This window comes from Algirhabdus cladophorae (genome assembly GCF_044772865.1).
Lineage (GTDB): Bacteria > Pseudomonadota > Alphaproteobacteria > Rhodobacterales > Rhodobacteraceae > Algirhabdus > Algirhabdus cladophorae.
The window spans coordinates 1,464,209-1,489,440 of the sequence record NZ_CP173029.1; the positions used below are offsets into that span (position 1 = coordinate 1,464,209).

At 56.1% G+C, this 25,232-nt stretch carries 26 protein-coding genes and 1 tRNA gene; 15 read left to right on the forward strand and 12 right to left on the reverse strand.

Annotated elements, in window-relative coordinates:
• Positions 1-10: 10 nt before the first annotated feature.
• Positions 11-1,324 (forward strand): ATP-binding protein, encoded by a 1,314-nt coding sequence (locus tag ACIRQ6_RS07095; RefSeq protein WP_420863430.1) that lies wholly within the window; start codon positions 11-13, stop codon positions 1,322-1,324.
• Positions 1,325-1,371: 47 nt separating this feature from the next.
• Here ACIRQ6_RS07095 and ACIRQ6_RS07100 read toward each other — a convergent pair.
• Positions 1,372-1,448, reverse strand: a tRNA-Ile gene (locus ACIRQ6_RS07100).
• A gap of 110 nt (positions 1,449-1,558) precedes the next feature.
• On the opposite strand from ACIRQ6_RS07100, the gene purM reads away from it, so the two are divergent.
• The 3 genes from purM to rnd are packed head-to-tail and all read left to right on the forward strand — an operon-like array spanning position 1,559 to position 4,409.
• Entirely contained in the window at positions 1,559-2,605 is a 1,047-nt protein-coding gene (gene purM, locus ACIRQ6_RS07105) for a phosphoribosylformylglycinamidine cyclo-ligase (protein ID WP_420863431.1), read from the forward strand.
• Positions 2,602-3,198, forward strand: a complete 597-nt coding sequence (purN, locus tag ACIRQ6_RS07110) for a phosphoribosylglycinamide formyltransferase (RefSeq protein WP_420863432.1) — start codon at positions 2,602-2,604, stop codon at positions 3,196-3,198. The genes purM and purN overlap by 4 nt, the downstream gene beginning before the upstream one ends.
• 53 nt (positions 3,199-3,251) lie before the next feature.
• Positions 3,252-4,409: a ribonuclease D gene (gene rnd / locus ACIRQ6_RS07115; protein WP_420863433.1), complete on the forward strand. Its 1,158-nt coding sequence runs from the start codon at positions 3,252-3,254 to the stop codon at positions 4,407-4,409.
• Here the strand turns inward: rnd and ACIRQ6_RS07120 are convergent.
• A complete protein-coding gene (locus ACIRQ6_RS07120; protein WP_420863434.1) occupies positions 4,406-4,864 on the reverse strand; it encodes a hypothetical protein in 459 nt (152 codons plus the stop codon). The genes rnd and ACIRQ6_RS07120 overlap by 4 nt on opposite strands.
• A 131-nt stretch (positions 4,865-4,995) precedes the next feature.
• Here ACIRQ6_RS07120 and ACIRQ6_RS07125 point away from each other — a divergent pair, with 131 nt between their 5' ends.
• Entirely contained in the window at positions 4,996-5,421 is a 426-nt protein-coding gene (locus tag ACIRQ6_RS07125) for a SufE family protein (RefSeq protein ID WP_420863435.1), read from the forward strand.
• A gap of 5 nt (positions 5,422-5,426) precedes the next feature.
• On the opposite strand, the gene ACIRQ6_RS07130 is transcribed toward ACIRQ6_RS07125, so the two are convergent.
• The 6 genes from ACIRQ6_RS07130 to ACIRQ6_RS07155 all read right to left on the reverse strand — a co-directional run bounded on the left by ACIRQ6_RS07130 (position 5,427) and on the right by ACIRQ6_RS07155 (position 10,578).
• The gene (locus ACIRQ6_RS07130) at positions 5,427-6,056 is read right to left on the reverse strand and encodes a DUF1638 domain-containing protein (RefSeq protein ID WP_420863436.1); all 630 of its coding nucleotides are present in this window, start codon (positions 6,054-6,056) and stop codon (positions 5,427-5,429) included.
• A complete protein-coding gene (locus ACIRQ6_RS07135; protein WP_420863437.1) occupies positions 6,053-6,292 on the reverse strand; it encodes a hypothetical protein in 240 nt (79 codons plus the stop codon). The genes ACIRQ6_RS07130 and ACIRQ6_RS07135 overlap by 4 nt, the downstream gene beginning before the upstream one ends.
• Before the next feature lie 45 nt (positions 6,293-6,337).
• The gene (locus ACIRQ6_RS07140; protein WP_420863438.1) at positions 6,338-7,039 is read right to left on the reverse strand and encodes a corrinoid protein; all 702 of its coding nucleotides are present in this window, start codon (positions 7,037-7,039) and stop codon (positions 6,338-6,340) included.
• Positions 7,040-7,169: 130 nt separating this feature from the next.
• Positions 7,170-8,192, reverse strand: a complete 1,023-nt coding sequence (bmt, locus tag ACIRQ6_RS07145; protein ID WP_420863439.1) for a betaine--homocysteine S-methyltransferase — start codon at positions 8,190-8,192, stop codon at positions 7,170-7,172.
• Between the two features lie 34 nt (positions 8,193-8,226).
• Complete coding sequence (locus ACIRQ6_RS07150) at positions 8,227-10,146, reverse strand: phosphatidylglycerol lysyltransferase domain-containing protein (RefSeq protein WP_420863440.1); 1,920 nt, start codon at positions 10,144-10,146, stop codon at positions 8,227-8,229.
• Positions 10,147-10,263: 117 nt separating this feature from the next.
• Positions 10,264-10,578, reverse strand: coding sequence for a DUF1476 domain-containing protein (locus ACIRQ6_RS07155; protein ID WP_420863441.1), 315 nt, complete (start codon positions 10,576-10,578; stop codon positions 10,264-10,266).
• Between the two features lie 179 nt (positions 10,579-10,757).
• Between ACIRQ6_RS07155 and purC the strand changes: the two genes are divergently transcribed.
• The 7 genes from purC to ACIRQ6_RS07190 all read left to right on the forward strand — a co-directional run bounded on the left by purC (position 10,758) and on the right by ACIRQ6_RS07190 (position 19,499).
• Positions 10,758-11,519: a phosphoribosylaminoimidazolesuccinocarboxamide synthase gene (gene purC, locus ACIRQ6_RS07160; protein WP_420863442.1), complete on the forward strand. Its 762-nt coding sequence runs from the start codon at positions 10,758-10,760 to the stop codon at positions 11,517-11,519.
• Positions 11,520-11,532: 13 nt separating this feature from the next.
• Positions 11,533-11,772, forward strand: coding sequence for a phosphoribosylformylglycinamidine synthase subunit PurS (gene purS, locus ACIRQ6_RS07165; RefSeq protein ID WP_420863443.1), 240 nt, complete (start codon positions 11,533-11,535; stop codon positions 11,770-11,772).
• Between the two features lie 2 nt (positions 11,773-11,774).
• Complete coding sequence (gene purQ, locus ACIRQ6_RS07170; protein WP_420863444.1) at positions 11,775-12,443, forward strand: phosphoribosylformylglycinamidine synthase subunit PurQ; 669 nt, start codon at positions 11,775-11,777, stop codon at positions 12,441-12,443.
• A 36-nt stretch (positions 12,444-12,479) separates the two neighbouring features.
• Positions 12,480-14,276, forward strand: coding sequence for an ATP-binding protein (locus tag ACIRQ6_RS07175; RefSeq protein WP_420863445.1), 1,797 nt, complete (start codon positions 12,480-12,482; stop codon positions 14,274-14,276).
• Between the two features lie 13 nt (positions 14,277-14,289).
• Positions 14,290-15,624 (forward strand): sigma-54-dependent transcriptional regulator, encoded by a 1,335-nt coding sequence (locus ACIRQ6_RS07180; RefSeq protein WP_420863446.1) that lies wholly within the window; start codon positions 14,290-14,292, stop codon positions 15,622-15,624.
• Positions 15,625-15,641: 17 nt separating this feature from the next.
• Positions 15,642-16,247, forward strand: coding sequence for a hypothetical protein (locus ACIRQ6_RS07185; RefSeq protein ID WP_420863447.1), 606 nt, complete (start codon positions 15,642-15,644; stop codon positions 16,245-16,247).
• Between the two features lie 489 nt (positions 16,248-16,736).
• Positions 16,737-19,499, forward strand: coding sequence for an Rne/Rng family ribonuclease (locus tag ACIRQ6_RS07190; RefSeq protein ID WP_420863448.1), 2,763 nt, complete (start codon positions 16,737-16,739; stop codon positions 19,497-19,499).
• Positions 19,500-19,541: 42 nt separating this feature from the next.
• On the opposite strand, the gene ACIRQ6_RS07195 is transcribed toward ACIRQ6_RS07190, so the two are convergent.
• Positions 19,542-19,769, reverse strand: coding sequence for a sulfurtransferase TusA family protein (locus ACIRQ6_RS07195; protein ID WP_420863449.1), 228 nt, complete (start codon positions 19,767-19,769; stop codon positions 19,542-19,544).
• Positions 19,770-19,872: 103 nt separating this feature from the next.
• Here ACIRQ6_RS07195 and ACIRQ6_RS07200 point away from each other — a divergent pair, with 103 nt between their 5' ends.
• From ACIRQ6_RS07200 to ACIRQ6_RS07210, 3 genes are all read left to right on the forward strand, one after another.
• Entirely contained in the window at positions 19,873-20,625 is a 753-nt protein-coding gene (locus tag ACIRQ6_RS07200) for a cytochrome c biogenesis CcdA family protein (protein ID WP_420863450.1), read from the forward strand.
• Between the two features lie 66 nt (positions 20,626-20,691).
• Positions 20,692-21,951 (forward strand): hypothetical protein, encoded by a 1,260-nt coding sequence (locus ACIRQ6_RS07205; RefSeq protein ID WP_420863876.1) that lies wholly within the window; start codon positions 20,692-20,694, stop codon positions 21,949-21,951.
• The gene (locus tag ACIRQ6_RS07210) at positions 21,948-23,300 is read left to right on the forward strand and encodes a cytochrome P450 (RefSeq protein ID WP_420863451.1); all 1,353 of its coding nucleotides are present in this window, start codon (positions 21,948-21,950) and stop codon (positions 23,298-23,300) included. The genes ACIRQ6_RS07205 and ACIRQ6_RS07210 overlap by 4 nt, the downstream gene beginning before the upstream one ends.
• Before the next feature lie 8 nt (positions 23,301-23,308).
• On the opposite strand, the gene ACIRQ6_RS07215 is transcribed toward ACIRQ6_RS07210, so the two are convergent.
• The 3 genes from ACIRQ6_RS07215 to fumC all read right to left on the reverse strand — a co-directional run bounded on the left by ACIRQ6_RS07215 (position 23,309) and on the right by fumC (position 25,189).
• Complete coding sequence (locus tag ACIRQ6_RS07215; protein WP_420863452.1) at positions 23,309-23,542, reverse strand: ribbon-helix-helix domain-containing protein; 234 nt, start codon at positions 23,540-23,542, stop codon at positions 23,309-23,311.
• Positions 23,543-23,612: 70 nt separating this feature from the next.
• The gene (locus ACIRQ6_RS07220; protein ID WP_420863453.1) at positions 23,613-23,792 is read right to left on the reverse strand and encodes a DUF4169 family protein; all 180 of its coding nucleotides are present in this window, start codon (positions 23,790-23,792) and stop codon (positions 23,613-23,615) included.
• On the reverse strand, positions 23,789-25,189 hold the full coding sequence (fumC, locus tag ACIRQ6_RS07225; protein ID WP_420863454.1) for a class II fumarate hydratase: 1,401 nt from the start codon (positions 25,187-25,189) through the stop codon (positions 23,789-23,791). The genes ACIRQ6_RS07220 and fumC overlap by 4 nt, the downstream gene beginning before the upstream one ends.
• Positions 25,190-25,232: the final 43 nt, after the last annotated feature.

The window sequence follows — 25,232 nt, forward strand, 5'->3', positions numbered from 1 at the left end:
ACGGTGTCTCATGGATTTTGAGTGGCTCAAAAATTACATGCCGCGGTCGCTTTATGGGCGGGCTGCGTTGATCCTGTTGCTGCCCGTAGTTGTGTTGCAGCTTGCGGTGTCGATTGTGTTTGTGCAACGGCATTTTTCCGGTGTGACCGAACAGATGACGCGCAACATGGTCTTTGAATTGGGATATGTGGCAGGCGAGATTGAAAAGGCGCCTGATCGCCAAGCGGCCGCGAGCATTGCCACACAGGTCGGCGCCCCCTTGGGCCTCGGTGTGCGCAGGACAGATACGCCTGTTATTGACGCGCGGCTTTGGTATGATTTCACCGGGATCACGGTGATTTCTGCCTTGCATGCCAGCCCCTTGCAGGTGGTCGGGGTGGATCTAAAGGGGCGTAATCGTTCGGCGATTGTGTCGCTGAATTCGCGTCACGGGATGTGGGAGGTCAGTTTTGCCCGCCGCCGTATATCCGCAAGCAACCCGCATCAATTGCTTGTTCTAACGGTTTTTATTTCGATCCTCATGTCGGTGATCGCTATCATCTTTTTGCGCAACCAACTGCGCCCGATCAAACGATTGGCCCGTGCGGCCACGGCATTTGGAACGGGCCAGCGGGTGCCCTATAGGCCCTCTGGTGCCACCGAGGTACGTGAAGCGGGGCACAGCTTTATCGATATGCGTAACCGGATCGAGCGGCACATCGAGCAGCGCACGCTAATGCTGTCTGGGGTCAGTCACGACCTGCGCACCCCTTTGACCCGGTTGCGACTTGAACTATCGATGCTGGATGAAAGCGTTGCCGCTGACATGTTGCGGGATGTGGAAGACATGCAACGCATGCTGGACGAATTTTTGAATTTTGCCCGCGCGGATGCCATCGATGAAGAAGAGGTCATCGCGCTGGGGGAATTTGTGACCGAGATCGTTGAGGATACGCAGCGGCACGGTGCCAAAGTGCAACTTATGGAGCCTGTTGAGACGACCCAAATCACAGTGCGGGCAGGGGCCGTGCGCCGGGCTGTTGAAAATTTGATTGGCAACGCGTTGCGCTATGGCACCTCGGCCCAAGTCAGCGTTTGGGTCATGGAAAAATCCGTTCGGATCCGTGTTGAGGATGATGGACCCGGGATTTCACCCCAAGACCGGATTGAGGCTGTGAAACCCTTCACGCGCCTTGAGGCGTCGCGCAATCAAAACGCAGGTTCTGGTGTCGGGTTAGGTCTGGCCATCACCAACGACATCGCACGCAGTCATGGTGGTACATTGCGGCTGGGTCAAAGTGAGCGGTTGGGCGGTCTAATGGCGGATTTGGAACTGGGCCGATAGCCCATCGCAGGTTTCCCAAAACGCATCCTCAAAAAACTCGAAACCGCTGGTAGGCCCGGCAGGACTTGAACCTGCGACCAATCCGTTATGAGCGGACTGCTCTAACCAACTGAGCTACAGGCCCCCAGCACTGACCGTGCTATCAGACCGACCAAGGGGGTCAAGACCTCAAAGCCCGTTGCAGAAAATCACTGTCTGCGGTAGGCGAGGCGCAAGCAAGTGATGGGGGCTGCCATGAGCGACAAAAAGAACGGATTGACCTATGCCGATGCAGGGGTGGATATCGATGCTGGCAATGCGCTGATCGACCGTATTAAACCCGCGGCCAAGCGGACAAACCGGTCCGGTGTTATGGCGGGGCTAGGGGGCTTTGGTGGGCTCTTTGATCTTAAGGCGGCAGGCTATACCGATCCGATTTTGGTCGCGGCTACAGACGGGGTGGGCACCAAGCTGCGCATCGCGATTGACACAGGTCTGGTCGACACGATTGGCATCGATCTGGTGGCCATGTGTGTCAACGACCTGATCTGCCAAGGGGCCGAGCCGCTGTTTTTTCTGGACTACTTTGCCACGGGCAAGTTGGAACTGGATCAGGCGACAGCCATCATCAATGGGATCGCCGCGGGCTGCGAGGCCTCTGGATGCGCATTGATCGGGGGTGAAACCGCCGAGATGCCCGGCATGTACAGCGAAGGCGATTTTGATCTGGCTGGATTTGCGGTGGGTGCGATGGAACGCGGCACCGCTCTGCCGGATGGCGTGGTCGAAGGTGACGTGGTCTTGGGGCTGACCAGCAACGGTGTGCATTCCAACGGCTATTCCTTAGTGCGGGCCGTAGTGGCGCAATCCGGTCTGGACTGGGCCGATGGCAGCCCGTTTGGGGATGGATCTTTGGGCGAGGCTCTGCTGGCGCCCACGCGGCTTTATGTCAAACAGGCGCTGGAGGCGATCCGCGCCGGTGGCGTACACGGTTTGGCCCATATTACCGGTGGCGGCCTGACAGAAAACCTGCCGCGTGTGATGCCTGAGGGGCTTGGCGCTGATATTAACCTGAACGCATGGGAATTGCCGCCAGTGTTCAAATGGTTGTCGCAAACCGCAGGCATATCTGAGGCTGAAATGCTCAAGACATTCAATTCAGGGATTGGCATGGTGCTGGTTGTGGCTGCGGACCGCGCTGCGGCATTGACCCAAGTTTTGCAAGCTGCCGGCGAAGTGGTTGTGCCTTTGGGTACTGTGACATCCGGCGAAGGCGTGCGCTACACTGGGGCGCTTGTGTGACCAAACGGGTTGCAATCTTTCTGTCAGGGGGCGGGTCCAATATGGTGGCCCTTGCGCAGTCGATGCAGGGGGATCACCCAGCCAAGCCTGTGCTGGCTCTGTCGAATGACGCGCAGGCAGGTGGCTTGCAAAAAGCCGCCGCAATGGGGATTGCAACAGCAGCGGTAGATCACCGCCCGTTCGGCGACAACCGCGAGGCCTTTGAGGCTGAGCTGTGCAAAGTGTTGGACAGCTATCGCCCTGATATCGTGTGTCTGGCCGGATTTATGCGTGTGTTGACGCCCTATTTTATCGATGTCTATGCCGGTCGAATGCTGAATATTCACCCGTCTTTATTGCCAAAATACAAGGGCTTGCACACCCATCAGCGTGCATTGGATGCAGGCGACGTGGTGCATGGCTGCACAGTCCATGAAGTCACCGCTGCGCTGGATGATGGGCCCATTTTGGGGCAGGCCAAGGTAGATGTCGCTGCAAATGACACGGCCCAAACCCTTGCCGCTAAGGTACTGGTTCAAGAACATGCGCTATACCCACAGGTCCTGCGCCGGTTTGCGCAAGGGGACAAAACCCCGCTACGTCTGGGCTTTTGATTCCATATGGGGTAGCTACGATTAACTTCGGTCAAAATATGGGCAATTGCTGAATGAGAACGCTTACAACGACGCAAGAATTGACCGAGTTCTGTATCGCCGCGCGCCAGCACCCCTTTGTCACCTTGGATACTGAGTTTCTGCGCGAGCGGACGTATTATTCCAAATTGTGCCTGATCCAGATGGCTTATGAGGGCGATGGTGAAACCGATGCGGTTCTGGTGGATCCGCTGGCCGAGGGCCTGTCGCTTGAACCGCTTTATGATCTGTTTCGCGACAGGTCAGTGGTCAAGGTATTTCACGCCGCCCGTCAGGATCTCGAGATTTTCTTTGTGGATGCGCAGGTGTTCCCGGACCCGCTGTTCGACACGCAGGTGGCCGCGATGGTGTGCGGGTTTGGCGAGCAGGCAGGCTATGAGACATTGGTGCGCAAAATCGCCAAAGCCAGCGTTGATAAATCATCGCGCTTTACAGATTGGTCCCGTAGGCCCCTGACAGACGCCCAGAAAAACTACGCCTTGGCGGATGTTACGCACTTGCGAGATATTTACAAATATTTGTCCAAGGAAATTGAAAAAACAAATAGAACCAGTTGGGTAAAGGAAGAACTTAAAGTTCTCTTGGCGCCAGAGACCTACATTATCGAGCCGGCAGAGGCCTATAAACGGATTAAAACCCGCACGAACTCGCCCCGGTTTTTGGCCATCGTACGCGAGCTTGCAAAGTTTCGCGAGGGCTACGCCCAAGAGCGCAATATTCCCCGCAACCGGGTCTACAAGGACGATGCATTGATGGAGTTGGCGTCGACCAAACCTAAATCGATGCAGGATCTTGGCCGCTCGCGATTGCTGTTGCGCGAAGCGCGCAAAGGGGATGTGGCCGAAGGCATTTTGGCAGCCATCCAAGAAGGTCTCAACGCGCACGGGGACAGTTTGCCCAAACCCGATACCAGCCGTGACAAGTTGCAGGTGAACCCAGCACTCGCCGACCTTTTGCGGGTCTTGGTCAAAGCCAAAGCCGACGAATCGGGAGTGGCGCAAAAGCTGCTGGCCACCTCTGCGGATTTGGATGCCATCGCAGGGGGCCTGCGGGATGTAGTAGCCCTAAGTGGCTGGCGCGCCGAGGTTTTTGGCAACGACGCATTGCAATTGTGCGAGGGAAAAATCGCCCTGACTGCTAAGGGTGAAAAAGTCGAAATTATCCGCCTTTAACGGCGCACGGACCGTGCATTTTGCGTACCCAGCACCCGAATAGTTGTGATCCCAGCCAGATCCTGTGATGTCAAAAACGATGCAACCACAACTTCGCGCGACGCTTGGGTGCCTTGGCGTACTGCGCTGCGCGGTGGGACAATTCGGAATTCCAGATCCAAAACATCGGCGCGTTCCGAGGGAACAGGCACCAGTTCGGCCTCATAAAATCCTTGGGCCTGGGGCAGGCCCACAGCGGTGACAATCGCGCCGCCTGCAGATTGTTCCGCTCGTAGCGACATAATCTGGGCCACCCGAGGGCGGTTGTCGTCAAATTCGTTCAGCTCGCGGGGGACGAGGGTCTCGACCCGTTCGCCGGTAAACCAATTGATTGGGTTTAAGCGGCTCTCGCGCGCGCCACCGCACCCTGTCAGGATCACCAAACCTACAACTGCTGCGATACGATGTGCTCTCATATTGGCCCCTCTTTTTATGACCTTAGTGCTAGCCCATTCGGCCCCCGTTGAAAAGCACTTCGACACTGGCTGGACCTTTGCAGGGCTTCGGCCTACATCCGGTAGGCAACAGACACTGAGGACCGCAGAGCATGGCATCGGATGCATTCGAAGAAATTGCAGAAACCTTTGAGTTTTTGGATGATTGGGAAGATCGCTATCGGACGGTGATTGACATGGGTAAGTCTATGGCCGCGTTGGACGATGCATTCAAAGTGCCCGCCACCAAGGTCGATGGCTGCGCAAGTCAGGTTTGGATCCGACCGCAAATTGATGGTAGCGGTCCAGATGCGGTGTTTGATTTCGAAGGCGAAAGTGATGCGATGATTGTGCGTGGCCTTATTGCGGTATTGCACGCGCTTTACAGTGGGCTGTCGGTCAAAGAGGTCACACAAGTCGATGCGCCCGCGGAATTGGGGCGCTTGGGTCTCAACGATCATTTGTCCGCGCAGCGATCAAACGGTTTACGCGCCATGGTCGAGCGTATCCAAACAGTGGCGGCAGCAGAGGCAGGTTAAGGGGGCTAGAGGCCCTTTAGAACTGGTTCCAGATCACCATAACCAGTGTAGCGACGCTCGAACCTTAGCCCAAGTTTTTCGGCGCAAGCCTTTGCTTTCTTGGTCAGGTCGGGATCATCGGTTTGGGCTTGGTAGACCAGTTTTTCATAGTTGCCAAAATACATATCCCGCAGTTCTGGATGGCGGTCCAACCCCATGGGTTTGGTGACAAAGCTGTCAAATTGTTTGACCAGAAAATCAGTGAGGTAAAAGGCTGTAAATTCGGTGTCTTTCAGATCGTCAAAGCGGTCATTGCCCTCGAAAAACGAATAGCAATGCGGGCCTTTCACCATCTGCACGCCAAGTTCGGCACATTTTGCCTGAAGTAATCCTCCAGTGCCACAGTCCGCGTAGACGACAAAAATATCGTCATAGCTGTCGCGGTTTTCAACAACCGCTTGTTCTACCGCGTCGGGTATGCGTTCGGGATGATTGTGTAAAATCGCGGGCAGGCAAGTCAGATCAAGGTGTGACAAGGCATTGTTGCGCTTGATCGCAAGTATTTCATGGGCCAATGCCCCGCAGGCCAGCAGCAACACCCGCCCGCCAGATTTGGCGCTGAGGCCTTTTGTGGTCAGCTCGCCGTCCGCTATCATTTTTGATCAGGTTTCCTGCGCGCCAGTCGCAAATGGAGGGCGCGGATGACGATTGCGGCGATCAAGGCGAGGGGCAGCAGCAATTGGACCGTGCCTTGTGCCTGTCCTTGCGGGGCCAGCTGTGCCGCTAGAAACACCGTGATGCCAGCGGCCACAAGGACGTAGCAGATCAAGAGGGTAAATCGGGTAAAGGGCATATTTGTTGTCTCGGCGAAAATGAAAAGGGCCCTACACATCTGTGCACGGCCCTCGGGTTTGTCAAAGGGGTCGCCGAATACGACCTAGCCAGCGGCCACTTGATTGTGTTTGCGGGCCATGAATTCTTTGGCGGTTTCAACGGCCACGGCAGCGTCGCGGCAATAGGCGTCTGCACCGATGGCTTTGCCAAACTCTTCGTTCAGTGGCGCACCACCGACCAAGACGGTGTAGTCATCGCGAATGCCTTTTTCGACCAGCGTGTCGATGACGACCTTCATATAGGGCATGGTTGTGGTCAGCAGGGCTGACATGCCCAGAATGTCTGGTTCTTCTGCCTCAAGGGCCTCCAGATAGGCCTCGACAGCGTTGTTGATACCAAGATCAACAATTTCGAAACCAGCGCCTTCCATCATCATTCCAACAAGGTTTTTGCCGATGTCATGGATGTCGCCTTTGACCGTGCCGATCACCATTTTGCCAACGCGTGGGGCACCGGTTTCAGCCAGCAAAGGCTTCAAAATCGCCATGCCGCCTTTCATGGCATTTGCCGCCAGCAGCACTTCTGGGACAAACAAGATCCCGTCACGGAAGTCGTTGCCCACGATGGTCATGCCGCCGACCAATGCCTCGGTCAAGATGCGGTAGGGCGCCCAGTCCCGTGCCAAGAGAATGTCGACGGCCTCTTCAATCTCTTCTTTGAGACCATCATAGAGGTCGTCAAACATCTGCGCGACGAGGTCTTCGTCGTTGAGTTCGGACAGGATGATATCGTCTTCGTCTGACATAAGCGTCACCTATTGCAAAAGTTTGGGTGGCAGGTTGGCACACCGCTGCATGCAGGATTGCCGAAAATGCGCCATTTGGGCTGGCTATTTTGCGACATGCGCACGAACAATGGCGACGTTTTGGCGCAGCTTAGCCGCGCTTGCGTCTGCGGGTGATCCGTTGTTGCGGCGCAGCATCATCTGTGCCGTCGCTGGCGGATGAAAACCCACCTAAGGCCGCGCTGATATCTTCGAGTTGTGGGCGTGGTCCTTTGGGGCGATTTTCAAGGGCGTCGCGCATCTTTTCAAGGTGTTGCGGGGTCGTGCCGCAGCAACCGCCAATGATCGTCGCACCACTGTCGCGCGCCAGAGTTGCGTAGTCGGCCATTAGGTCCGGTGTGCCGTCATAATGGATGTGTCCCTCTACATATTTGGGGATACCCGCATTGCCTTTTGCCACCAAAGGAAGTGCTGGAGAAAGCGCCGAAAACCCAAGGATCGTGCGTAGCAGATCCGAGGCCCCAACGCCGCAATTGGCGCCGAAAGCCAGCGGAGGATGCGCCAATTTGTCGACCATTTTTACCATTTTCGTGGATGTTGTGCCCATCATCGTGCGTCCGGCGGTGTCAAAGCTCATTGTGCCGCACCACGCCATGCCCGCCAAAGCAAAGCCTTCAGCAGCGGCTTTGAATTCCTCGGGCGCGCTGATGGTTTCGACCCATAGCACATCTGCGCCGCCTGCTTTTAGACCCTCGGCCTGTTCGTGAAACATCTCGACCGCGCTGGCGTAGGTCAGGGTGCCCATAGGTTCCATGATGTCGCCAGTCGGCCCGACCGAGCCTGCGACGATCACTTGCCGTCCAGATGCGTCCGCCACATCGCGTCCAATCTCGGCTGCGGCTTTGTTCAGTTCGAAAACACGGGCTTGCGCATCGTGCAACTTCAGGCGCGAGGCGTTACCGCCAAAACTGTTTGTCAAAAATAGGTCAGATCCTGCATTCACAGATCCTTGGTACAGCGCTTTGATCTTGTCGGGTTGATCAACGTTCCACAGTTCGGGCGCATCGCCGGATGTCAGGCCCATATTGAACAGGGCGGTGCCTGTGGCGCCATCTGCCAGAAGCCAGTCACGCGATGCCAATAGGTTCGCCAAAGGGTTTTGAGATGATGCCATCGGGACGCGCCTTTGTGATAAAAGGCAGGATGTGTCAGCTTTGCTTAATCAAAGCAAATTCATAATTCTCATCTTGATTATGAGTTGCGCTTTGGTTTTTTGCTGCGGATGGTTTTGGCAAAGAGGCTGGTTTTGTAATCTGGTGCCACAAACAGAACCCTGCGAGAACTAATTGAAATCGGCTTTGTGCGGCCAGATATTGTGGCTCCCATTTGGGATTAAAGCTGGATTTGAAGCGTCTGAGGCCCGGATTTTCAAAGCGTTGCACAAGACGATCCAGCGGGCCAGTCGCGTGCCTTGCTGCAAGGGGTGCTGCCGCCAAGGACAACCGGGTGATGCCCGCTGTTTTTGCCTGTTCCAATGCTGCAATAACCAGTTTGTGGGCCGTCCCTGCTGGGGCATCAGGCAGAACGCGCACCAAATCGAGGGTCCATTCGTGTGCTGCACTGTGAAAGCTGACAAAGCCCAGAAATTTGTCGCCTTGGTAGGCAAGGGCGATCTGTTGTGCGGCCAGATAGTTGGGACAAAACCGCCCCATGGAAAGGCCAAATTCCGGTTTTGCGCTGGACCATGTCCGCGCCACATCTTGCATTTGGGCTACAGGAAGGTCGCCATAGGGGGGCAGGACTTTGGTTGTCACCTCATCCGCTTTGCGCAACAAGCGGCGCAATTGGCGGTGTTGCGATCCTTCGATGGCAAAGCTTTGTGGCGTGATTACGGCCTCAGCACTGATCGCGCGGCAAACATACCCACGCCTGCGCAGTTTGGCTGCCAACCGGCCGTTGGCTTTATAAAATACAGGGGATTTGTGGCGCAGCTGTGCGGTCTTTTCCAGCAAGTCGATGGCCCCGACGGCCTCTGGATCCAGAGGTTTTCCGATTGCTACGGTATGGTGGGCCAGTGTGGCTGCCAACCATTTTGCCCGCCGCGGTGTCTGGCTGTGGCTGAGGTAGTTGAGTTGCCCTTGATGGATCAGACCCGCCTCGGCTTGGACGGTTTGCGCCGTCAGAGTTGTAACCAAATGCGGATGGCGTTCCAATGTGCTGACGTCATTGTGCCAAATAGGACGCGGCGGTTTCGCCAACAAGATCACAGCGACTATGGCTGGCACGGCGTAGTAGATGATGCGGAACGCAAATATCGCGGCCAAAAGAGGTTCGGCGCCAATACTCGGTAGCAGGGTCAAAAGGGCTAGCTCAAACGCGCCGACACCGCCAGGCGTATTTGAGATAAGGCCTGCCCCTAATGCAATCAGGTAGGCTGCAAAAACCATGGTCCAACTGATTTCAACCCCGGCGGGCAACAGCACATAAAGGGTTGCTGCGGCTGCCGCTGTATCGATCAAAGCCCAAAATAAAAACGCGCCGCACACGGATAAACTGGGCAGTTTTGCAGCCACAGCGGGCGGCAATCGCAAGGAGGCCGCGATGTAGACCGCAAAACCGGCAGTACAGGCGCCGAGGATCCAAAAGCCCAGATTGGGGGCTTGCGATAATGGGCTGACAATTAACACAATACCCACCAGAACGGCCCAAGCCGCAAGGAAAGATACCCCTGCAAGGCCTGCCACAGCGGCCACTTTCGTAAATTTGAGACCCGGCAGCATGCGCCAACGCACAATCGCGCCAGTGACCATGCCAAATCCCAAAACCTGACCCAAAGCAATGCCGCACATGCCCGATGTCATAGCGGTTTTGGCGCTAGCAGGGGTGCCCAACATGCGGTGCACCAGAACGTCGTACCGTCCCAACGCCAAAAAGCTGATCAATGTGGTAAAGCTTGCGGTGATCCAAACATGCACGGGCAGGGCAGCGATGGCCCCAAACACATCAGGCCAATCCACATCCGACACCTTGCGGCCCAGAATTGCCATCACGACAAAAAAGCCCGCCAAAATCAAAGCTGGTCGCGCTAGGGCCCACCCACGATTTATGATCAGGCGTGCCGCCTTCATAATTGTCTCCCATGTCCACCGACCATCAGACTAGAGTGTGCGGCTTTTTAAACCCTTAACAAACCCCGTGATTGCGTAAAATGCGACATAGTTTGCAAGCCCTTTAGAGGCGCCGGACTATAGTTCTTCCATCAATTGCGCTTTGGCCTCGGCCAAGAATTCTGTCATCTTTGCGCGGATGTCGTCTAGGCTTACTTTCTCGCCCAAATCACCTGCGACTTTGCGCAAGACATCGTCGTCGCCGGCCTCCTGAAAATCGGCTTTGATCACGTCTTTAGCGTATTGGGCGGCGTCATCGCCGGATTTCCCCATGATACTTGCGGCCCAAAGCCCAAGCAGTTTATTGCGACGCGCTTCGGCCTTGAATTGCATTTCAGCGTCATGGGCAAATTTGGTTTCAAAGGCGTTTTGGCGGTCATCAAAGCTGGACATAAGGAGGCTCCTTTGGATTGAAATAGCACGGGTTAGATGTGGTTGGTTAGGCCTGCCGCTTCAAGTCTTGGCCTCCGGTTTTGTTGACAACTTGCCCCGATCACCCGCATGGCGTAAGAGACCTCAACGTTGGATGGACTCACCGCCACCCTCACACATCTGCAAAGGGGTCTGCAGCCATGGCGCGTCGCAAACTGGTCTACGAAGGCAAAGCCAAAATCCTCTATGAAGGTCCTGAGCCAGGCACATTCGTACAGTATTTCAAAGACGATGCTACTGCCTTCAACGCCGAGAAAAAGGACGTGATCGAAGGTAAAGGCGTGTTGAACAACCGTCTGTGTGAATTCTTTATGACTGGCCTCAATCAAATCGGTGTGCCGACGCATTTTCTGAAACGGATCAACATGCGCGAGCAATTGATACGACAGGTTGAAATTATCCCGTTGGAAGTGATCGTGCGCAACTATGCTGCTGGTACGATGGCCAAACGATTGGGCATGGAAGAGGGCACTCAACTGCCGCGCCCTATCGTGGAATTCAGCTACAAAGACGACAGTCTGGGCGATCCGTTGGTGCCAGAGGAATATATCATCGCTTTTGGCTGGGCCTCGCAACAGGATCTGGACGACATGATTGCACTGGCTTTGCGGGTTAACGACTACATGTCTGGCGTGATGTACGGTGTCGGCATCAAGCTGATCGATTTTAAAATCGAGATTGGGCGCGTTTGGGAAAACGAGTTTATGCGTTTGATTGTGGCCGATGAGATCAGCCCGGACAGCTGTCGCTTGTGGGATATCGAGACCAACCAGAAGCTGGACAAAGACGTATTCCGCCGCGATCTGGGCAGCCTGACTGACGCCTATACCGAGGTCGCGCGGCGTTTGGGGGTTATGCCTACCAACGCCACCCCCATGACAAAACCAACATTGATCAACTAAAGGATCCGAGCCAATGAAAGCCCGCGTGCACGTAATGCTGAAAAACGGTGTTTTGGACCCACAGGGCGAGGCCGTGCGCCACGCATTGGGGACTTTGGGCTTTGATGGGGTCGAAGGCGTCCGTCAGGGCAAAGTGATCGAACTGGATCTGGCTGAAACAGACAGCGCCAAGGCCCATGAGGCGGTCGCGGCCATGTGCGAAAAGCTGCTGGCCAACACAGTGATCGAATCCTATTCCGTCGAGGTGCTGTAGTCATGCGCGCCGCTGTCCTCCAATTCCCTGGATCCAATTGCGATCGGGATATGGCCGTGGCGCTGCGCCAAGCAGGTGCCAATGTCAGCGTGGTTTGGCACAAGGACGCAAGCCTGCCGGACAACGTTGATCTGGTCGCGATCCCGGGTGGTTTTTCCTTTGGCGATTACCTGCGCTGCGGTGCCATCGCCGCCCAGTCGCCGATTTGCAAGGCTGTTGTGGCCCATGTCGAGCGTGGGGGCTATGCCTTGGGGGTTTGTAACGGCTTTCAGGTGCTGACCGAGACGGGCTTGTTGCCCGGTGCTTTGATGCGCAATGCTGGCTTGAAATTTGTCTGCAAAACCGCTGGTTTAAAGGTCGAAACATCGGCCAGTGATTTCACCTCGGGCTACAATGCAGGCGACGTATTGGGCGTTCCAATTGCCCATCACGATGGCAACTACGTAGCCTCAGAGGCTGAGCTTGATCAATTGGCGGCCCAAGACCGGATTGCCTTTACTTACACGGACAACCCCAACGGGGCTGCGCGCGATATCGCGGGCATTCTGTCGGAAAACCGCCGGGTCTTGGGGATGATGCCCCATCCCGAACGCGCGATTGACGAAGGACACGGCGGCACCGATGGCGCGGCGATGTTCCGCGCATTGGCAGGGGTTTTGGTCGGCGCCTGACTTGGCATGGGGCCGGGTTGCGATTAGGGTCGTCCCATGGCTGCCACACCGCCTTCGAACCCTGTCTCGCGACATCCGATGTCCAGTAAAACCCCTTGGCAACTGCGATTGGGACTGGCGCTGTTCTTGATGATTGCTGTGGGTGTTGTCACCTATACCAACAAGTTTTTGGGCGAACGGTTCACAGAAAACACACGGACCCGAGCGGAACTGCGGCTTGCGCTGTATAGTGGCAATCTATTGTCGGAACTGCAGCGCAATTCCATCGTGCCGCAACTTTTGGCGCGCGATCCTGCATTAATCGGGGCGCTCAATTCGTCGGACTATACGCAAACCACCCAGCGTTTGCTGTCGTTTGTGGATGAGATCGGCGCGGCCTCTCTTATTTTGTTGGACAAAGATGGGCGCGCCGTTGCGGTGACAGACCGAAATCTACTGGGCACCAACTATCGCCAGAGCAGCTATTTCGTCGACGCACTGCGCTCCAACGAGACAGTCTTTACGGTACAGGCCCGCGAGGTCGGCGGCTATCAGTTCACCTATTCGCGGCGGATCGGGTCAGGTGGCGAGGTCTTAGGGGTCGTCGTAGTCGAGGTGAACTTGGCCAAGTTTGAGCGCAGTTGGGCTGGTATTTCTGACGCGGTTTTTGTGACCAATTCCGAAGGCACCATCATTTTGGCCACCGAAAACACGTGGCGCGGCTTGCCCGAAGAAGAGGCGCTCAGTGTGCGCTCGGCACCTTCTGCGATCACGCGGGCCTTGCAGGCGACAGCCGATTGGACCGCCTTGCCAGCGGATGCCTATTTGCGCGGCGAGGCGGTGATGCGTGAAAGCAGCCGGTTGTTGTTCCAAGGCTGGCAAATCACCAGCTTTACAACCTATGCCTCGATCCGCGAGCGGGTCAACGGCGTGCTGGCGCTCGAGATTATGGGATTCGCGATTTTGCTGGCTTTGGGGTTTTATGTGCTGACCCGTCAGGCCACGCAGCGCGCCTTAGGGTTTGAGCGGGAATCGGCAGAGCTTCGCCTGTTGAACACGCGGCTGCAGCAGGAAATCGCCGAGCGCGAGAGGGTCGAAAAGAACCTCGATATGGCTGAACAGACCCTTGCCCAATCGTCCAAACTGGCAGCCCTCGGCGAGATGTCAGCGGCGGTTAGTCACGAGTTGAACCAACCGCTGGCAGCGATGAAAACCTATCTGGCAGGCGCGCGACTTTTGTTGCAACGCGCTCGCCCCGACGAGGCGCTCAGTTCGTTCCAGCGCATCGATGATCTGATCGAACGCATGGGGGCGATCACCCGCCAATTGAAATCCTATGCGCGCAAGGCTGGCGATAGCTTTGAGCCCATAGATATAAGGGATGCGGTCACAGCGGGCCTTGCCATTATGGAACCGCAACTCAAGCAACGGCAGGTCAAGATCAATCGTGTTTTGCCGCGGGATCCTGTGATCGTGCTGGCCGACCGCTTGCGCCTTGAACAAGTGATCATCAACCTGTTGCGCAATGCGTTGGATGCGACCCTTGGGGGCGATGATCCGAGCATCGATATCCTGCTCAGCCAAGGCGACACAGCGGTACTTGCTGTGCGTGACAATGGGCAGGGGATCGAAGACCTGGATGCGCTCTTTGAGCCGTTTTATACAACCAAGCAACCCGGTGACGGGGTGGGCCTTGGCCTTGCCATTTCATCCGGCATCGTCAACGACTTGGGCGGGCGATTGACCGCACGCAATGCCGCCACGGGTGGGGCGGTGTTCGAAGTGCAATTGCCTTTGGCCCAAGACCAACAGGCGTCAGCGCGCCCGAACAATCCCGCAAACGCGGCCGAGTAGGAAAGACAACATCATGGTAAAACCGATGAAAATCGCGATTGTAGATGATGAAAAAGATATGCGGCAATCGATCAGCCAATGGCTGGCCTTGTCCGGGTATGAAACCGAAACCTTCAGCAGCGCCGAAGATGCACTCAAGGGCCTCGCCAATGATTACCCCGGTGTTGTGGTCAGCGATATCAAAATGCCGGGCATGGATGGCATGCAGTTTCTCAAGCGATTGATGAGTGTTGATTCCGCCTTGCCTGTAATCATGATCACGGGCCACGGCGATGTGCCTATGGCGGTCGAGGCGATGCGCGTGGGCGCTTATGATTTTCTGGAAAAGCCGTTCAACCCGGACCGTATGACCCAGCTTGCCAAGAAGGCCACCCAGGCGCGGCGGCTGACGTTGGACAATCGGGCTTTGCGCCGGGAACTGTCCGATGGGGCCGCGATTATCAAAAAGCTGATCGGTGCCTCCCCGGTGATGGAACGGCTCAAGGAAGATGTGCTGGATTTGGGGCAGGCCGATGGGCATGTGCTGATTGAGGGCGAGACGGGCACGGGCAAGACCCTTGTGGCGCACGCGCTGCATGCCGTGGGCGCGCGCGCGTCCAAGCGTTTTGTACTGGTCAGTTGTGCGGCCTACGGCGAGGATGATTTGATGCGCCGCCTCTTTGGTCCGGCCCAAGACGACGGACCATTGCCCGCGATCGAAGAAGGCCGCGGTGGCACGTTGGTTTTGGAAGATATCGAAAGCCTGCCGGAACCGGTTCAGGCGCGCTTGCTGCAGGTGCTCAATGAGCAAGGCACGCCAGCCGAGACCCGCATCATTGCCATCTGTAACTTGCAAGAACAGGGGCGCACTTGCGAAGATGTGCTGCGGTCTGACCTGTTCTATCGTCTTGCTGCCTTGCGCATGACTGTGCCGCCCCTGCGCCAACGGGGCGAGGATATTCTGACCCTGTTTACCCGTTTGTCAGAACAGTTTGCCGATGAATATGGCTGTGATGCGCCCAAGGTCAGTGCACAGGAGGCCGCACAATTGCTGCAGGCCCCTTGGCCCGGAAACGTACGTCAGCTGATCAACATTGCGGAACGCGCTGTGCTGCAAAACCGGCGCGGTTCGGGCAGCATCACGTCGCTGTTGATGGCGGACGCGGAAGACGTGCAGCCTGTGATGACCACGGAAGGCAAACCGCTCAAGGAATATGTTGAAGCCTTTGAGCGGATGCTGATCGACAACACAATGCGCCGTCACAAGGGCAGCATCGTTGGGGTAATGGATGAGTTATGCCTGCCGCGCCGGACCTTGAACGAGAAGATGGCAAAATATAGTTTGCAGCGCTCTGACTACCTTGGGTAGGTCCTAGGTCTTTGCGATTGCACACTCCCGATGCTGTTGTGGGTGCCATTCTGGCGATCCCGATACCTCAAAAGCGCCGTTTGGTGGCCATCGTGGGTGCGCCAGGCAGTGGTAAATCCACATTGGCCCAGACGCTATGCGAAAAGATACCGCGCAGTTGCGTGTTGCCTATGGACGGGTTTCACCGCGGCAATGATGATTTAAAGCACCATGGCCTGTTTGAACGCAAAGGCGCCCCAGAGACCTTTGATGTAGCCGGACTGACCCATGTGTTAGAGGCGGCGCAGTTGCCTCAAGGTGCCGCCTTTCCGACCTTTGATCGGGCAGGGGATTGCACTGTTCCAGATGGGGGCGCGATCCATGCCCATCACGAAACGGTTTTGGTTGAAGGCAACTATTTGCTTTATGATCAGCCACCGTGGAATGGTCTTGCGCGATTTTGGGACGCTTCGATTTTTCTGGATGTATCGTTTGAGGTGCTCGAGGCTCGGTTGATCCAGCGGTGGCGCGATTATGGTTTTTCGCCGGAACAGGCTTTGCGCCGAGCGCACCAAAACGATCTGGTCAACGCGCGCGCTGTGTTGGACCACAGTCGTTCAGCAAATTTCGATCTGACTGTGTGACCCGCCTAGACCAAGAAGGCCCAGATCAGTGACATGTGGAAAGAATTTGCAGTTTCGGCACACTGGATTGTGGATAAAAATCAATGCTCAACCTGTGGATGTATGCGATTTTAGGCCAACTCAACCGATTGCCCATTGTAATCCTTATGTGACTGGCCTTACTATAAAAGGGCGGAGGCACAGGTCTTCGACGAAAAGTTTCGCTGTTTGGACGGATGACCAACCCAAGTTGGCCCACCAAACAGACCGATTAGGGCCTCGGCCCAGAGTAACCGCCTCAATCGCTATAAGTTGGGGTATAAAACGGACAGCCCAAGGCTGTCGGAGAAGAAACGCGATGAAACGCGCAGCTACGAACAGGCAAAGATTTGGGCTTTCACGCCCCGACAGCCACTGCGCGTCAACCGCCTTTATCAGACATCACAGCAAGACTGCGCCGCCGGGTTCACCCCGTGCAGGCTGGGTTGAGGCTGTGAGTGAACGGAAAACATGGCTAAGAAAATGCTTATCGATGCCACCCACGCCGAGGAAACGCGCGTTGTGGTGGTTGATGGAAACAAGGTTGAAGAATTCGACTTTGAATCAGAGAATAAACGCCAGCTAGCTGGCAACATATATTTGGCAAAAGTCACGCGGGTTGAACCCTCGCTACAGGCCGCTTTTGTAGACTACGGCGGCAATCGCCACGGCTTTTTGGCCTTTTCGGAAATTCATCCCGACTACTATCAAATCCCGGTTGCTGACCGTGAGGCCTTGATGGCCGAAGAACGCGCCTATGCCGAAGCGCAGCGCGCAGAGGAAGACAAGCCCAAGCCGAAACGCACCCGTCGCTCGTCAAGCAAGGCAGCCGCCACAGTCAAAGATGCGGAAGTCAACAAAGAGGTTGATCCAGATGCGCCTTCGGGCATGGAAACCATCGATCTAGACGAGGCAGAGGGTGTTGAAGGCAGCTCGCCTATGGAATTGGTCGGTGAGACACCGGTCGAGACCCCCAGCGCTGACGAAGATGTTTCGGAGGATGTCGCAGACGACACTGCAGAATTGGATGCAGACGAAGACGATGCACCAATTGATGACGGGATTGAATCTGTAGCAGAAGAAGACGACAGCGAAGATGTGCGCCCCGTGCGCAAACCACGCCCACGTCGCTACAAGATCCAAGAAGTGGTCAAAGTCCGTCAGATCCTTTTGGTCCAAGTTGTCAAAGAAGAACGCGGCAACAAAGGCGCTGCTCTGACGACTTACCTGTCACTGGCAGGTCGCTATTGCGTTTTGATGCCAAATACGGCCCGTGGTGGTGGCATCAGTCGCAAGATCACAAATGCTGCAGACCGTAAGAAACTCAAAGAGATAGCGAACGAAATTGATGTGCCAGATGGTGCAGGTCTGATCGTTCGGACGGCCGGTGCGAAACGTACCAAGACCGAGATTAAACGCGATTACGAATACCTGTTGCGCCTTTGGGAGCAGATCCGCGAGTTGACCCTGAAATCAGTGGCACCTGCCAAGATCTATGAGGAAGGCGATCTGATCAAACGCTCGATCCGCGATCTTTACAACCGCGAGATTGACGAGATTTTGGTCGAAGGCGAAGACGGGTACCGTATTGCCAAAGACTTTATGAAAATGATCATGCCGTCTCATGCGCGCAATGTGAAACGCTATGTGGATCAATTGCCGCTGTTCGCGCGCTATCAGGTCGAAAGCTATCTGTCGGGCATGTTCAATCCAACGGTTCAGTTGAAGTCCGGTGGCTACATTGTCATCGACACCACCGAAGCCTTGGTTGCAGTCGATGTGAACTCGGGCCGTGCGACCAAAGAGGGCAGCATCGAAGAGACTGCGCTCAAGACCAACCTTGAAGCTGCCGAAGAAGTGGCGCGTCAGTTGCGGTTGCGCGATCTGGCAGGTTTGATCGTGATCGATTTTATCGATATGGACGAACGCCGCAACAACTCCTCCGTTGAAAAGCGGATGAAGGACAAGCTCAAGACAGATCGTGCGCGCATCCAAGTGGGTCGGATCAGTGGCTTTGGCCTGATGGAAATGTCGCGCCAGCGTTTGCGCCCCGGTATGATCGAAGCCACAACGCAGCCTTGCCCTCATTGCCACGGGACCGGTCTGTTGCGGTCTGACGATAACCTTGCGCTGTCGATCATTCGCCAGTTGGAAGAAGAAGGCGTGCGCGGCCGCTCGAAAGAGGTTCTGGTCAAGGCACCCGTTGCCATTGCCAACTATCTGATCAATGAAAAGCGCGATCATGTGTTGCAGATTGAAGCCCGTTACGGCCTGTCCGTACGGATTGAGGCCGATTTCAGCCTGATTAGCCCTGATTTCAGCATCGAAAAGTTCAAAACAGCGACCCGCGTGATTGCCAAGCCTGCAACGCCTGTCGTGTCCGTTGATCCAAACATGATGGACGACTATGTGGACGCGCCTGAGGATGCAGAGGACAATCTGCCCGCTGCCGAGACCGCAGATGCAGCCCCGGTTGAGGGTGAAGAGGGCGCGCCACCCAAGAAAAAGCGCCGTCGGCGTCGGCGTCGCCGGTCTTCTGGCAGCTCTACCGCTTATGGGGCGCAAGAGGGTCAAGATGGCGCTGTATCGGCTGAGGCAGACACTGCAGGCGAGCAACCTGTGGCCGAGGCACCATCTGAAGCGGCTTCTGACGTTAAAGCCGAGGCCAAAACGGATGCTGAACCGGTTGCAGAGGCCGCGCAAGACGACCCGGCACCCGCGCCCAAGCCGAAATCCACGCGCAGCCGCAGCACGGCGAAATCGAAAGCCGCTGCAGCGGTCGAAGAGGCCCCTGAGGGGGGGACTGATGCGGCTGGTGCCGAAGCCCCTGAAGGGGATGCACAAGCAATAGACGCAGAAGCGAAACCTGCGACCAAAGCAAAGGCGTCACCTGCTAAGAAAACCACGGCGAAGGCCAGCACGGCAAAACCGAAAACCACCAAGGCTGCGTCGACAAAGACAACAGCCAAGACCACCGAGCCAAAATCCGCGGCAACCAAGGCCGCGGCCAAGCCTAAGACGACCAAAGCCAAAACGACGGCAAAGGCCAAAGAAACGGTTGAGGCCCCAGTTGAAGCCCCAGTTGAGGCTGTTGCCGCAGCAGCTGTAGCCGAGGTCGCAGTAGCCCCAGCGCCCGAACCTACGCAGGCTCCGACGCCCGAGCCTGTGGCCGAGGTCAAAACCGATGAACCGTCCAAGCCGAAACGACGTGGTTGGTGGTCGTTGGGTAAATAAACCTGATCAAAAGGCATCGGATCGTTCCGGTGCCTTTTTTCGTTAGGTTTTGCGGATCACAAAGGTCAGTACGCCAGCCTCGTCTGATTGACTGACCAGATCGTACCCAGATTCATTACAAAAATGTGGCACGTCAACGATGGCTGCAGGATCATCGGCCTGCATAAGCAGGGTTTGCCCCGTCTTAAGTGCCAGCAATCGTTTGCGCGCCTTTAGTACGGGCAAGGGGCACAAAAGCCCTGTGGCATCGAGTGTATCTGCGTGTGTCATGGCGGTGAGGTAGGGCGGATGTTACAATTTGTCCACAAACTTGTGACGGGTTGCGACATCATTCAGGCGTGACCTGCGCTGCGGGCTGGTCTAGGCAGGTGATATGTTTGAACTGTCGATCATTGACGCGTCTCTCGCACCGGCCTTGTTCATTGCCCTTGTGGCAGGGATCTTGTCGTTTCTGTCGCCCTGCGTGCTGCCCATTGTGCCGCCGTATCTGGCCTATATGGGTGGTGTCAGCATGGGCGATATGTCCGAGACACGTGCGGCCCGCAAAAAGGCCCTTGGCACTGCGATGTTCTTTGTCCTTGGCCTTAGCACGGTATTCTTGCTGCTTGGCTTTACGGCCTCAATGTTGGGCGGTTTTTTCCTGCGCAATCAAGATTGGTTTGTGATCGCCTCAGGCGTAATTATCATGATCTTTGGGGCGCATTTTGTCGGTGTGTACCGCATCGGTTTTATGGACCGTGAAATGCGTTTGGATGCGGGGGATCAGGGCGGTAGCGCCTTCGGCGCCTATGTCCTTGGCCTTGCTTTCGCATTTGGCTGGACGCCGTGTATTGGTCCGCAACTGGGCGCGATCCTATCGCTGGCCGCGTCCGAGGCGGATGTGGCACGGGGCACGACCCTTTTGGCCGTCTACGCGATTGGCCTAGGCATCCCGTTTCTGCTGGTCGCTGCGTTCTTTCCCAGCCTCACCGGCGTTATGGGCTGGATGAAGCGGCATATGGAACAGATCGAACGGATTATGGGCCTTTTGTTGTGGACCGTTGGCTTGATGATGCTGACAGGCAAGTTCACTGACTTTTCGCTGTGGCTGAACGAACAATTCCCCGCCCTACAGGCCTTGGGCTAAACCCGAAATATTCCCAGTTTCGGGGACTTAATTTCGCCTGAAACCTGCGCTAGCCTAGGCGCTATGATGCAAGATCTTCCTGAACGCTATTTCAAACCCGTGTCCAAGCGGCGGGTGATCTATATTCCGGGTTACGATCCAATCCATCCGCGTCGCTACCGCGAGCTTTATCGTTCAGAAAGTGCGGATCAGGCCGCAATTAGTGGTTATGAGATCGGCCTCAAACCGAAAAAAAGCCAAGGCCCCTATGGCTGGCGGGTCAAAGCCACGATTGATGGCCAAACCACACGTACGGATATGGATGTGTTGGTTTGGTCTGACATTGTACGCGACAGCATGGACCTGACGATCCCAGCGACCTACCTGCAATTGGCGCGCACAGCGTGGACTTATATCGCCTCGGGCACCCTGCGGCGGTTGATGTGGCTGCGCAAAGGGCCTGTGATTGCAGCCCTCTATCCGATTGGAATGCTGCTGTTGCAGCTTATTCTCGCGCTCTGGGTTGGCTCGCTGATCGGGCGCGGGTTCCATTACGGCGTGCAATGGGTGCTGCCGTTCTTGCCCAATATGATCACGGGGCTGATTGGCGTGGGCCTCTGTGCGGCGTTCGCGATCTATGCATTACGCTGGTTCAAGGCCAACGATGGCAAGTTTTTCGCGTATTACCTGATGCATGATTATGCCTATTCCGCCAAAACCAACGGGGCCAATGCCCCGGAATTAGAAGAACGTATGGCGCAGTTCGGTGATTTTATCGCAGCGGCCCTCGAGGAAGATGTGGATGAGGTTCTGGTCATTGGCCACTCGTCCGGGGCGCATTTGGGCGTCAGCATTCTGGCAGATCTGATCCGTGATGCTTGTGTGCCTGCGAATGGGCCGGTTCTGTCGTTTCTGACTTTGGGCCAAGTGGTACCAATGGTGTCGTTCCTGCCCGAGGCCCACCGGTTGCGGGCGGATCTGGCCTATCTGTGCAATCGGCCCGAATTGGTTTGGGTGGATGTCACAGCGCCGGGCGATGGCTGCGCCTTTGCGCTCTGCGATCCAGTAGCAGTGTCTGGAGTTGCCCCAGAAGGGGGCAAACGTTGGCCGTTGGTGTTTTCTGCGGCCTTTACACAGACCCTGTCGCCCAAGCGTTGGAAAGAATTGCGTTGGCGATTTTTCCGTCTGCATTTCCAGTATCTGTGCGCCTTTGATGTGCCTGCGGATTATGATTATTTCCAGATCACTGGTGGGGCTCTCAGCCTAGGGGCGCGCTACAAAGATCGCGCGCCATCGGCCTCGCGCATTGATGTGCCAGCGTCCAAATACACGTCCACGGCGCCATGACCGTCTTGCCTCCCAAACCGCCATCGCGGCCAGATCGTGTGTCGTTATGGCGGTATATGAAGCTGTTTGGGCAGGACATTTTATCGGCCCAGCCAGCCCGGCTGTATCGGGCGTGGATGGCCGAGTTCAAGACACCGTTTTTTCGCAGCTATATGGTCAATGATCCGGCGCTGCTCAAGCGGGTGCTGAAAGAACGCCCTGATGATTTTCCCAAGTCAGACCGGATCAGCGAAGGCCTGCGTCCCTTGCTGGGCAACAGCGTATTCTTGACCAATGGCGAGACTTGGAAACGCCAACGGCGCATAATTGATCCCGCGTTTGAAGGCGGGCGGCTGCGCGACACATATCCCGCGATGTGGGCTGCAGGGCAGGCGGCGGTTGCGCGGTTGAGCGGCAAAGCGGGCGAGGTCGAGATCGAAGAGGTCACCAGTCACGCCGCTGCGGACATCATCTTTCAGACCTTGTTCTCAATCCCGATCGAAGATGAGATCGCGGCAGAGGTCTTTACCCAGTTTCGCGCCTACCAACGCACCCAGCCCATTCTAAATCTAGCGGCCTTTGTGCCGTTGCCGCGCTGGATGCCGCGCTTTTTCAAACGCGATACGAAGGACACTGCGGCCAATATTCGCGGGCTTATTACCCGCCTGACCGAGGCACGCATGGCCCAGATCACCGCAGGCTGCGCGCCGGATGATCTGGCGACCAAGATTATGACCACTGTGGACCCGGTCACAGGCACGCCCTTCACCACTGATGAAATGGTCGACCAAGTGGCGATCTTCTTTTTGGCAGGGCATGAGACCAGTGCATCGGCCCTTGCTTGGGCATTGTATTTGCTGGCCCTCTATCCTGAATGGCAGGATACCCTGCATGCCGAGGCCCAAGTGCTGACGGACGATAACTTTGGCAAAATCAGCAAACTCAAAGCGACGCGTGATGTATTTCGTGAGGCGCTGCGCCTTTATCCGCCTGTGCCGATGATGGTACGCGAAACCACATGTCCTGAGCAGATGCGCGATCGCACGGCCCCCAAAGGCAGCCAGATTGTCCTTAGCCCATGGCATTTACACCGCCATACGCGGCTATGGGACAATCCCGATGGGTTTGATCCAAAACGTTGGGAAACCGAGAACGGCAAACACTGCGCCCGTGAGGCCTATATGCCTTTTTCAGCAGGCCCGCGCGTTTGTACTGGGGCTGGATTTGCGATGGTCGAGGGGGTTTTATTGCTTGCGCTGTTGGTCAAAGCCTTCCGGTTTGAAACCGTCTCCGGCAAAATACCACAGCCCGTGGCGCATCTGACCGTGCGGGCGGCAGATGGGATCTGGCTGAACGTGATCCCGCGCTAAGTCCGGCCTTAGGCCGCGCGCAGGGCCTTGCTTTTGTAATGATCCAAAATGTAGAGGCGTATCGCCGAAGCCAAGCCGGTTTGGACACCCCTTTGGGCATCAATTTCGGCAGCAAGCTGATTGATGGCCTTGCCTTCGTGGGCGGCGATGTCTTTGAACGCCTCCCAAAACGGCGTCTCAAGCGAGACGCTGGTGCGGTGGCCTTTGAGGGTGAGGGATCGTTTAATGGGTCGCTGTGTCATAAATTGTGCGTATCCGGTTTTGCCCCCTTCAATCATGGGGAAAAATCGCCACGTTGCATCACGGTTTTTATCAGGGAGACTCGTCGCGTTTATGGGCGTCGATTTTGCGCAAAGCACGGTCGTTTTCCGTCTGCGTGCGCTGCTTTTCGGCCTTGGTCCGCCCAAAAGAAACGGCATTGGTATCGGCCCGCGCTTTTTTCAAAGCGCGGGTTTTGGCCTTGCGGGCCTTATTGAGATTAATCAGGCTCACTTTGGACCGATCATTTGGTCCGGACGCACCACGCGGTCAAAGGTTTCGGCATCGACAAACCCAAGGGCAATTGCTTCGTCCTTGAGAGTGGTGCCATTCTTGTGGGCGGTCTTGGCGACAGTTGTGGCGTTGTCGTAGCCTATTTCTGGTGCAAGGGCTGTGACCAACATCAGGCTTTCGCGCATCAGCTTTTCAATACGGTCCTTGTTGGCCTCAATCCCCACAACGCAGTTGTCGGTAAAGGCCACAGCCGCATCGCCCAGCAATTGCATAGATTGCAGCACGTTATAGGCCATCATTGGTTTATAGACGTTCAACTCAAAATGGCCTTGGCTGCCTGCAAACCCCACAGCAGCGTCATTGCCGAACACATGGGCGCAAACCTGCGTCAGCGCCTCACACTGGGTCGGGTTCACTTTGCCCGGCATGATCGAGGATCCTGGCTCGTTTTCAGGCAACATCAGTTCGCCCAAACCACAGCGCGGACCAGATCCCAGCAGACGAATGTCATTTGCGATTTTGAACAGGCTTGCAGCCACTGTTTTTAATGCACCGGACATCTCGACCATGGCGTCATGGGCAGCCAGTGCTTCGAATTTGTTTGGAGCGGTGACAAAAGGCAGACCAGTGATGTCGGCCATATTGGCCGCCACTTGTTCGCCCCAACCTTTGGGCGTGTTCAGACCTGTGCCCACGGCTGTGCCGCCTTGAGCCAGCTCGTAGATATGGGGCAGGGCGGCCTTGACCCGCTTGATCGCCATCGCAACCTGATGGGTATAGCCGGAAAATTCCTGGGCCAGTGTCAAAGGCGTCGCATCCATCGTGTGGGTCCGACCAATTTTGATGATGCCGTCAAACTCAGCTGTTTTGGCGGCGAGGGCCGCGTGCAGCTTTTCCAATCCGGGGATCAGTACATCGCGCGCGGTCATCGCTGTTGAAATATGCATAGCCGTGGGGAAAGTGTCGTTTGAGGACTGCCCCATGTTGCAGTGATCATTGGGGTGAACCGGGGATTTCGATCCAATCTCACCGCCCAAAATTTCGATAGCGCGATTGGCGATGACTTCGTTGGCGTTCATGTTTGACTGTGTGCCGGATCCTGTTTGCCACACGACCAATGGAAAATTGTCATCCCATTTGCCTGCAACAACTTCGCTGGCGGCCTCGATGATGGCGCTGCCCAAATCATCTGGCAGTTTGCCGTTGGCGTGGTTGGCCATAGCGCATGCCTGCTTGATCACACCCAAAGCGCGAACAAGAGCCACGGGCTGCTTTTCCCATCCGATTGGGAAGTTCATCAAAGACCGTTGGGTCTGCGCACCCCAATATTTATCGCTGGGCACTTCAAGTGGGCCAAAGCTGTCGGTTTCGGTGCGGGTGGATTGTTGCGCTGCCATGATCAAAAGGCCTCCTGTTGCCATGGACACTGAATTACCCATG

What these genes read in the sequence shown, in the direction of transcription:
- ACIRQ6_RS07155 (WP_420863441.1), bottom strand. Translation starts at nt 10,578, where the DNA reads ATGTCCAGCTTTGATGACCGCCAAAACGCCTTTGAAACCAAATTTGCC.
- ACIRQ6_RS07190 (WP_420863448.1), top strand. Translation starts at nt 16,737, where the DNA reads ATGGCTAAGAAAATGCTTATCGATGCCACCCACGCCGAGGAAACGCGC.
- purM (WP_420863431.1), top strand. Translation starts at nt 1,559, where the DNA reads ATGAGCGACAAAAAGAACGGATTGACCTATGCCGATGCAGGGGTGGAT.
- ACIRQ6_RS07210 (WP_420863451.1), top strand. Translation starts at nt 21,948, where the DNA reads ATGACCGTCTTGCCTCCCAAACCGCCATCGCGGCCAGATCGTGTGTCG.
- bmt (WP_420863439.1), bottom strand. Translation starts at nt 8,192, where the DNA reads ATGGCATCATCTCAAAACCCTTTGGCGAACCTATTGGCATCGCGTGAC.
- ACIRQ6_RS07215 (WP_420863452.1), bottom strand. Translation starts at nt 23,542, where the DNA reads ATGACACAGCGACCCATTAAACGATCCCTCACCCTCAAAGGCCACCGC.
- ACIRQ6_RS07205 (WP_420863876.1), top strand. Translation starts at nt 20,692, where the DNA reads ATGCAAGATCTTCCTGAACGCTATTTCAAACCCGTGTCCAAGCGGCGG.
- purC (WP_420863442.1), top strand. Translation starts at nt 10,758, where the DNA reads ATGGCGCGTCGCAAACTGGTCTACGAAGGCAAAGCCAAAATCCTCTAT.
- ACIRQ6_RS07150 (WP_420863440.1), bottom strand. Translation starts at nt 10,146, where the DNA reads ATGAAGGCGGCACGCCTGATCATAAATCGTGGGTGGGCCCTAGCGCGA.
- ACIRQ6_RS07125 (WP_420863435.1), top strand. Translation starts at nt 4,996, where the DNA reads ATGGCATCGGATGCATTCGAAGAAATTGCAGAAACCTTTGAGTTTTTG.
- ACIRQ6_RS07180 (WP_420863446.1), top strand. Translation starts at nt 14,290, where the DNA reads ATGGTAAAACCGATGAAAATCGCGATTGTAGATGATGAAAAAGATATG.
- purS (WP_420863443.1), top strand. Translation starts at nt 11,533, where the DNA reads ATGAAAGCCCGCGTGCACGTAATGCTGAAAAACGGTGTTTTGGACCCA.
- ACIRQ6_RS07175 (WP_420863445.1), top strand. Translation starts at nt 12,480, where the DNA reads ATGGCTGCCACACCGCCTTCGAACCCTGTCTCGCGACATCCGATGTCC.
- rnd (WP_420863433.1), top strand. Translation starts at nt 3,252, where the DNA reads ATGAGAACGCTTACAACGACGCAAGAATTGACCGAGTTCTGTATCGCC.
- ACIRQ6_RS07200 (WP_420863450.1), top strand. Translation starts at nt 19,873, where the DNA reads ATGTTTGAACTGTCGATCATTGACGCGTCTCTCGCACCGGCCTTGTTC.
- ACIRQ6_RS07095 (WP_420863430.1), top strand. Translation starts at nt 11, where the DNA reads ATGGATTTTGAGTGGCTCAAAAATTACATGCCGCGGTCGCTTTATGGG.
- ACIRQ6_RS07120 (WP_420863434.1), bottom strand. Translation starts at nt 4,864, where the DNA reads ATGAGAGCACATCGTATCGCAGCAGTTGTAGGTTTGGTGATCCTGACA.
- ACIRQ6_RS07195 (WP_420863449.1), bottom strand. Translation starts at nt 19,769, where the DNA reads ATGACACACGCAGATACACTCGATGCCACAGGGCTTTTGTGCCCCTTG.
- ACIRQ6_RS07130 (WP_420863436.1), bottom strand. Translation starts at nt 6,056, where the DNA reads ATGATAGCGGACGGCGAGCTGACCACAAAAGGCCTCAGCGCCAAATCT.
- fumC (WP_420863454.1), bottom strand. Translation starts at nt 25,189, where the DNA reads ATGGCAGCGCAACAATCCACCCGCACCGAAACCGACAGCTTTGGCCCA.
- purQ (WP_420863444.1), top strand. Translation starts at nt 11,775, where the DNA reads ATGCGCGCCGCTGTCCTCCAATTCCCTGGATCCAATTGCGATCGGGAT.
- ACIRQ6_RS07135 (WP_420863437.1), bottom strand. Translation starts at nt 6,292, where the DNA reads ATGTGTAGGGCCCTTTTCATTTTCGCCGAGACAACAAATATGCCCTTT.
- ACIRQ6_RS07140 (WP_420863438.1), bottom strand. Translation starts at nt 7,039, where the DNA reads ATGTCAGACGAAGACGATATCATCCTGTCCGAACTCAACGACGAAGAC.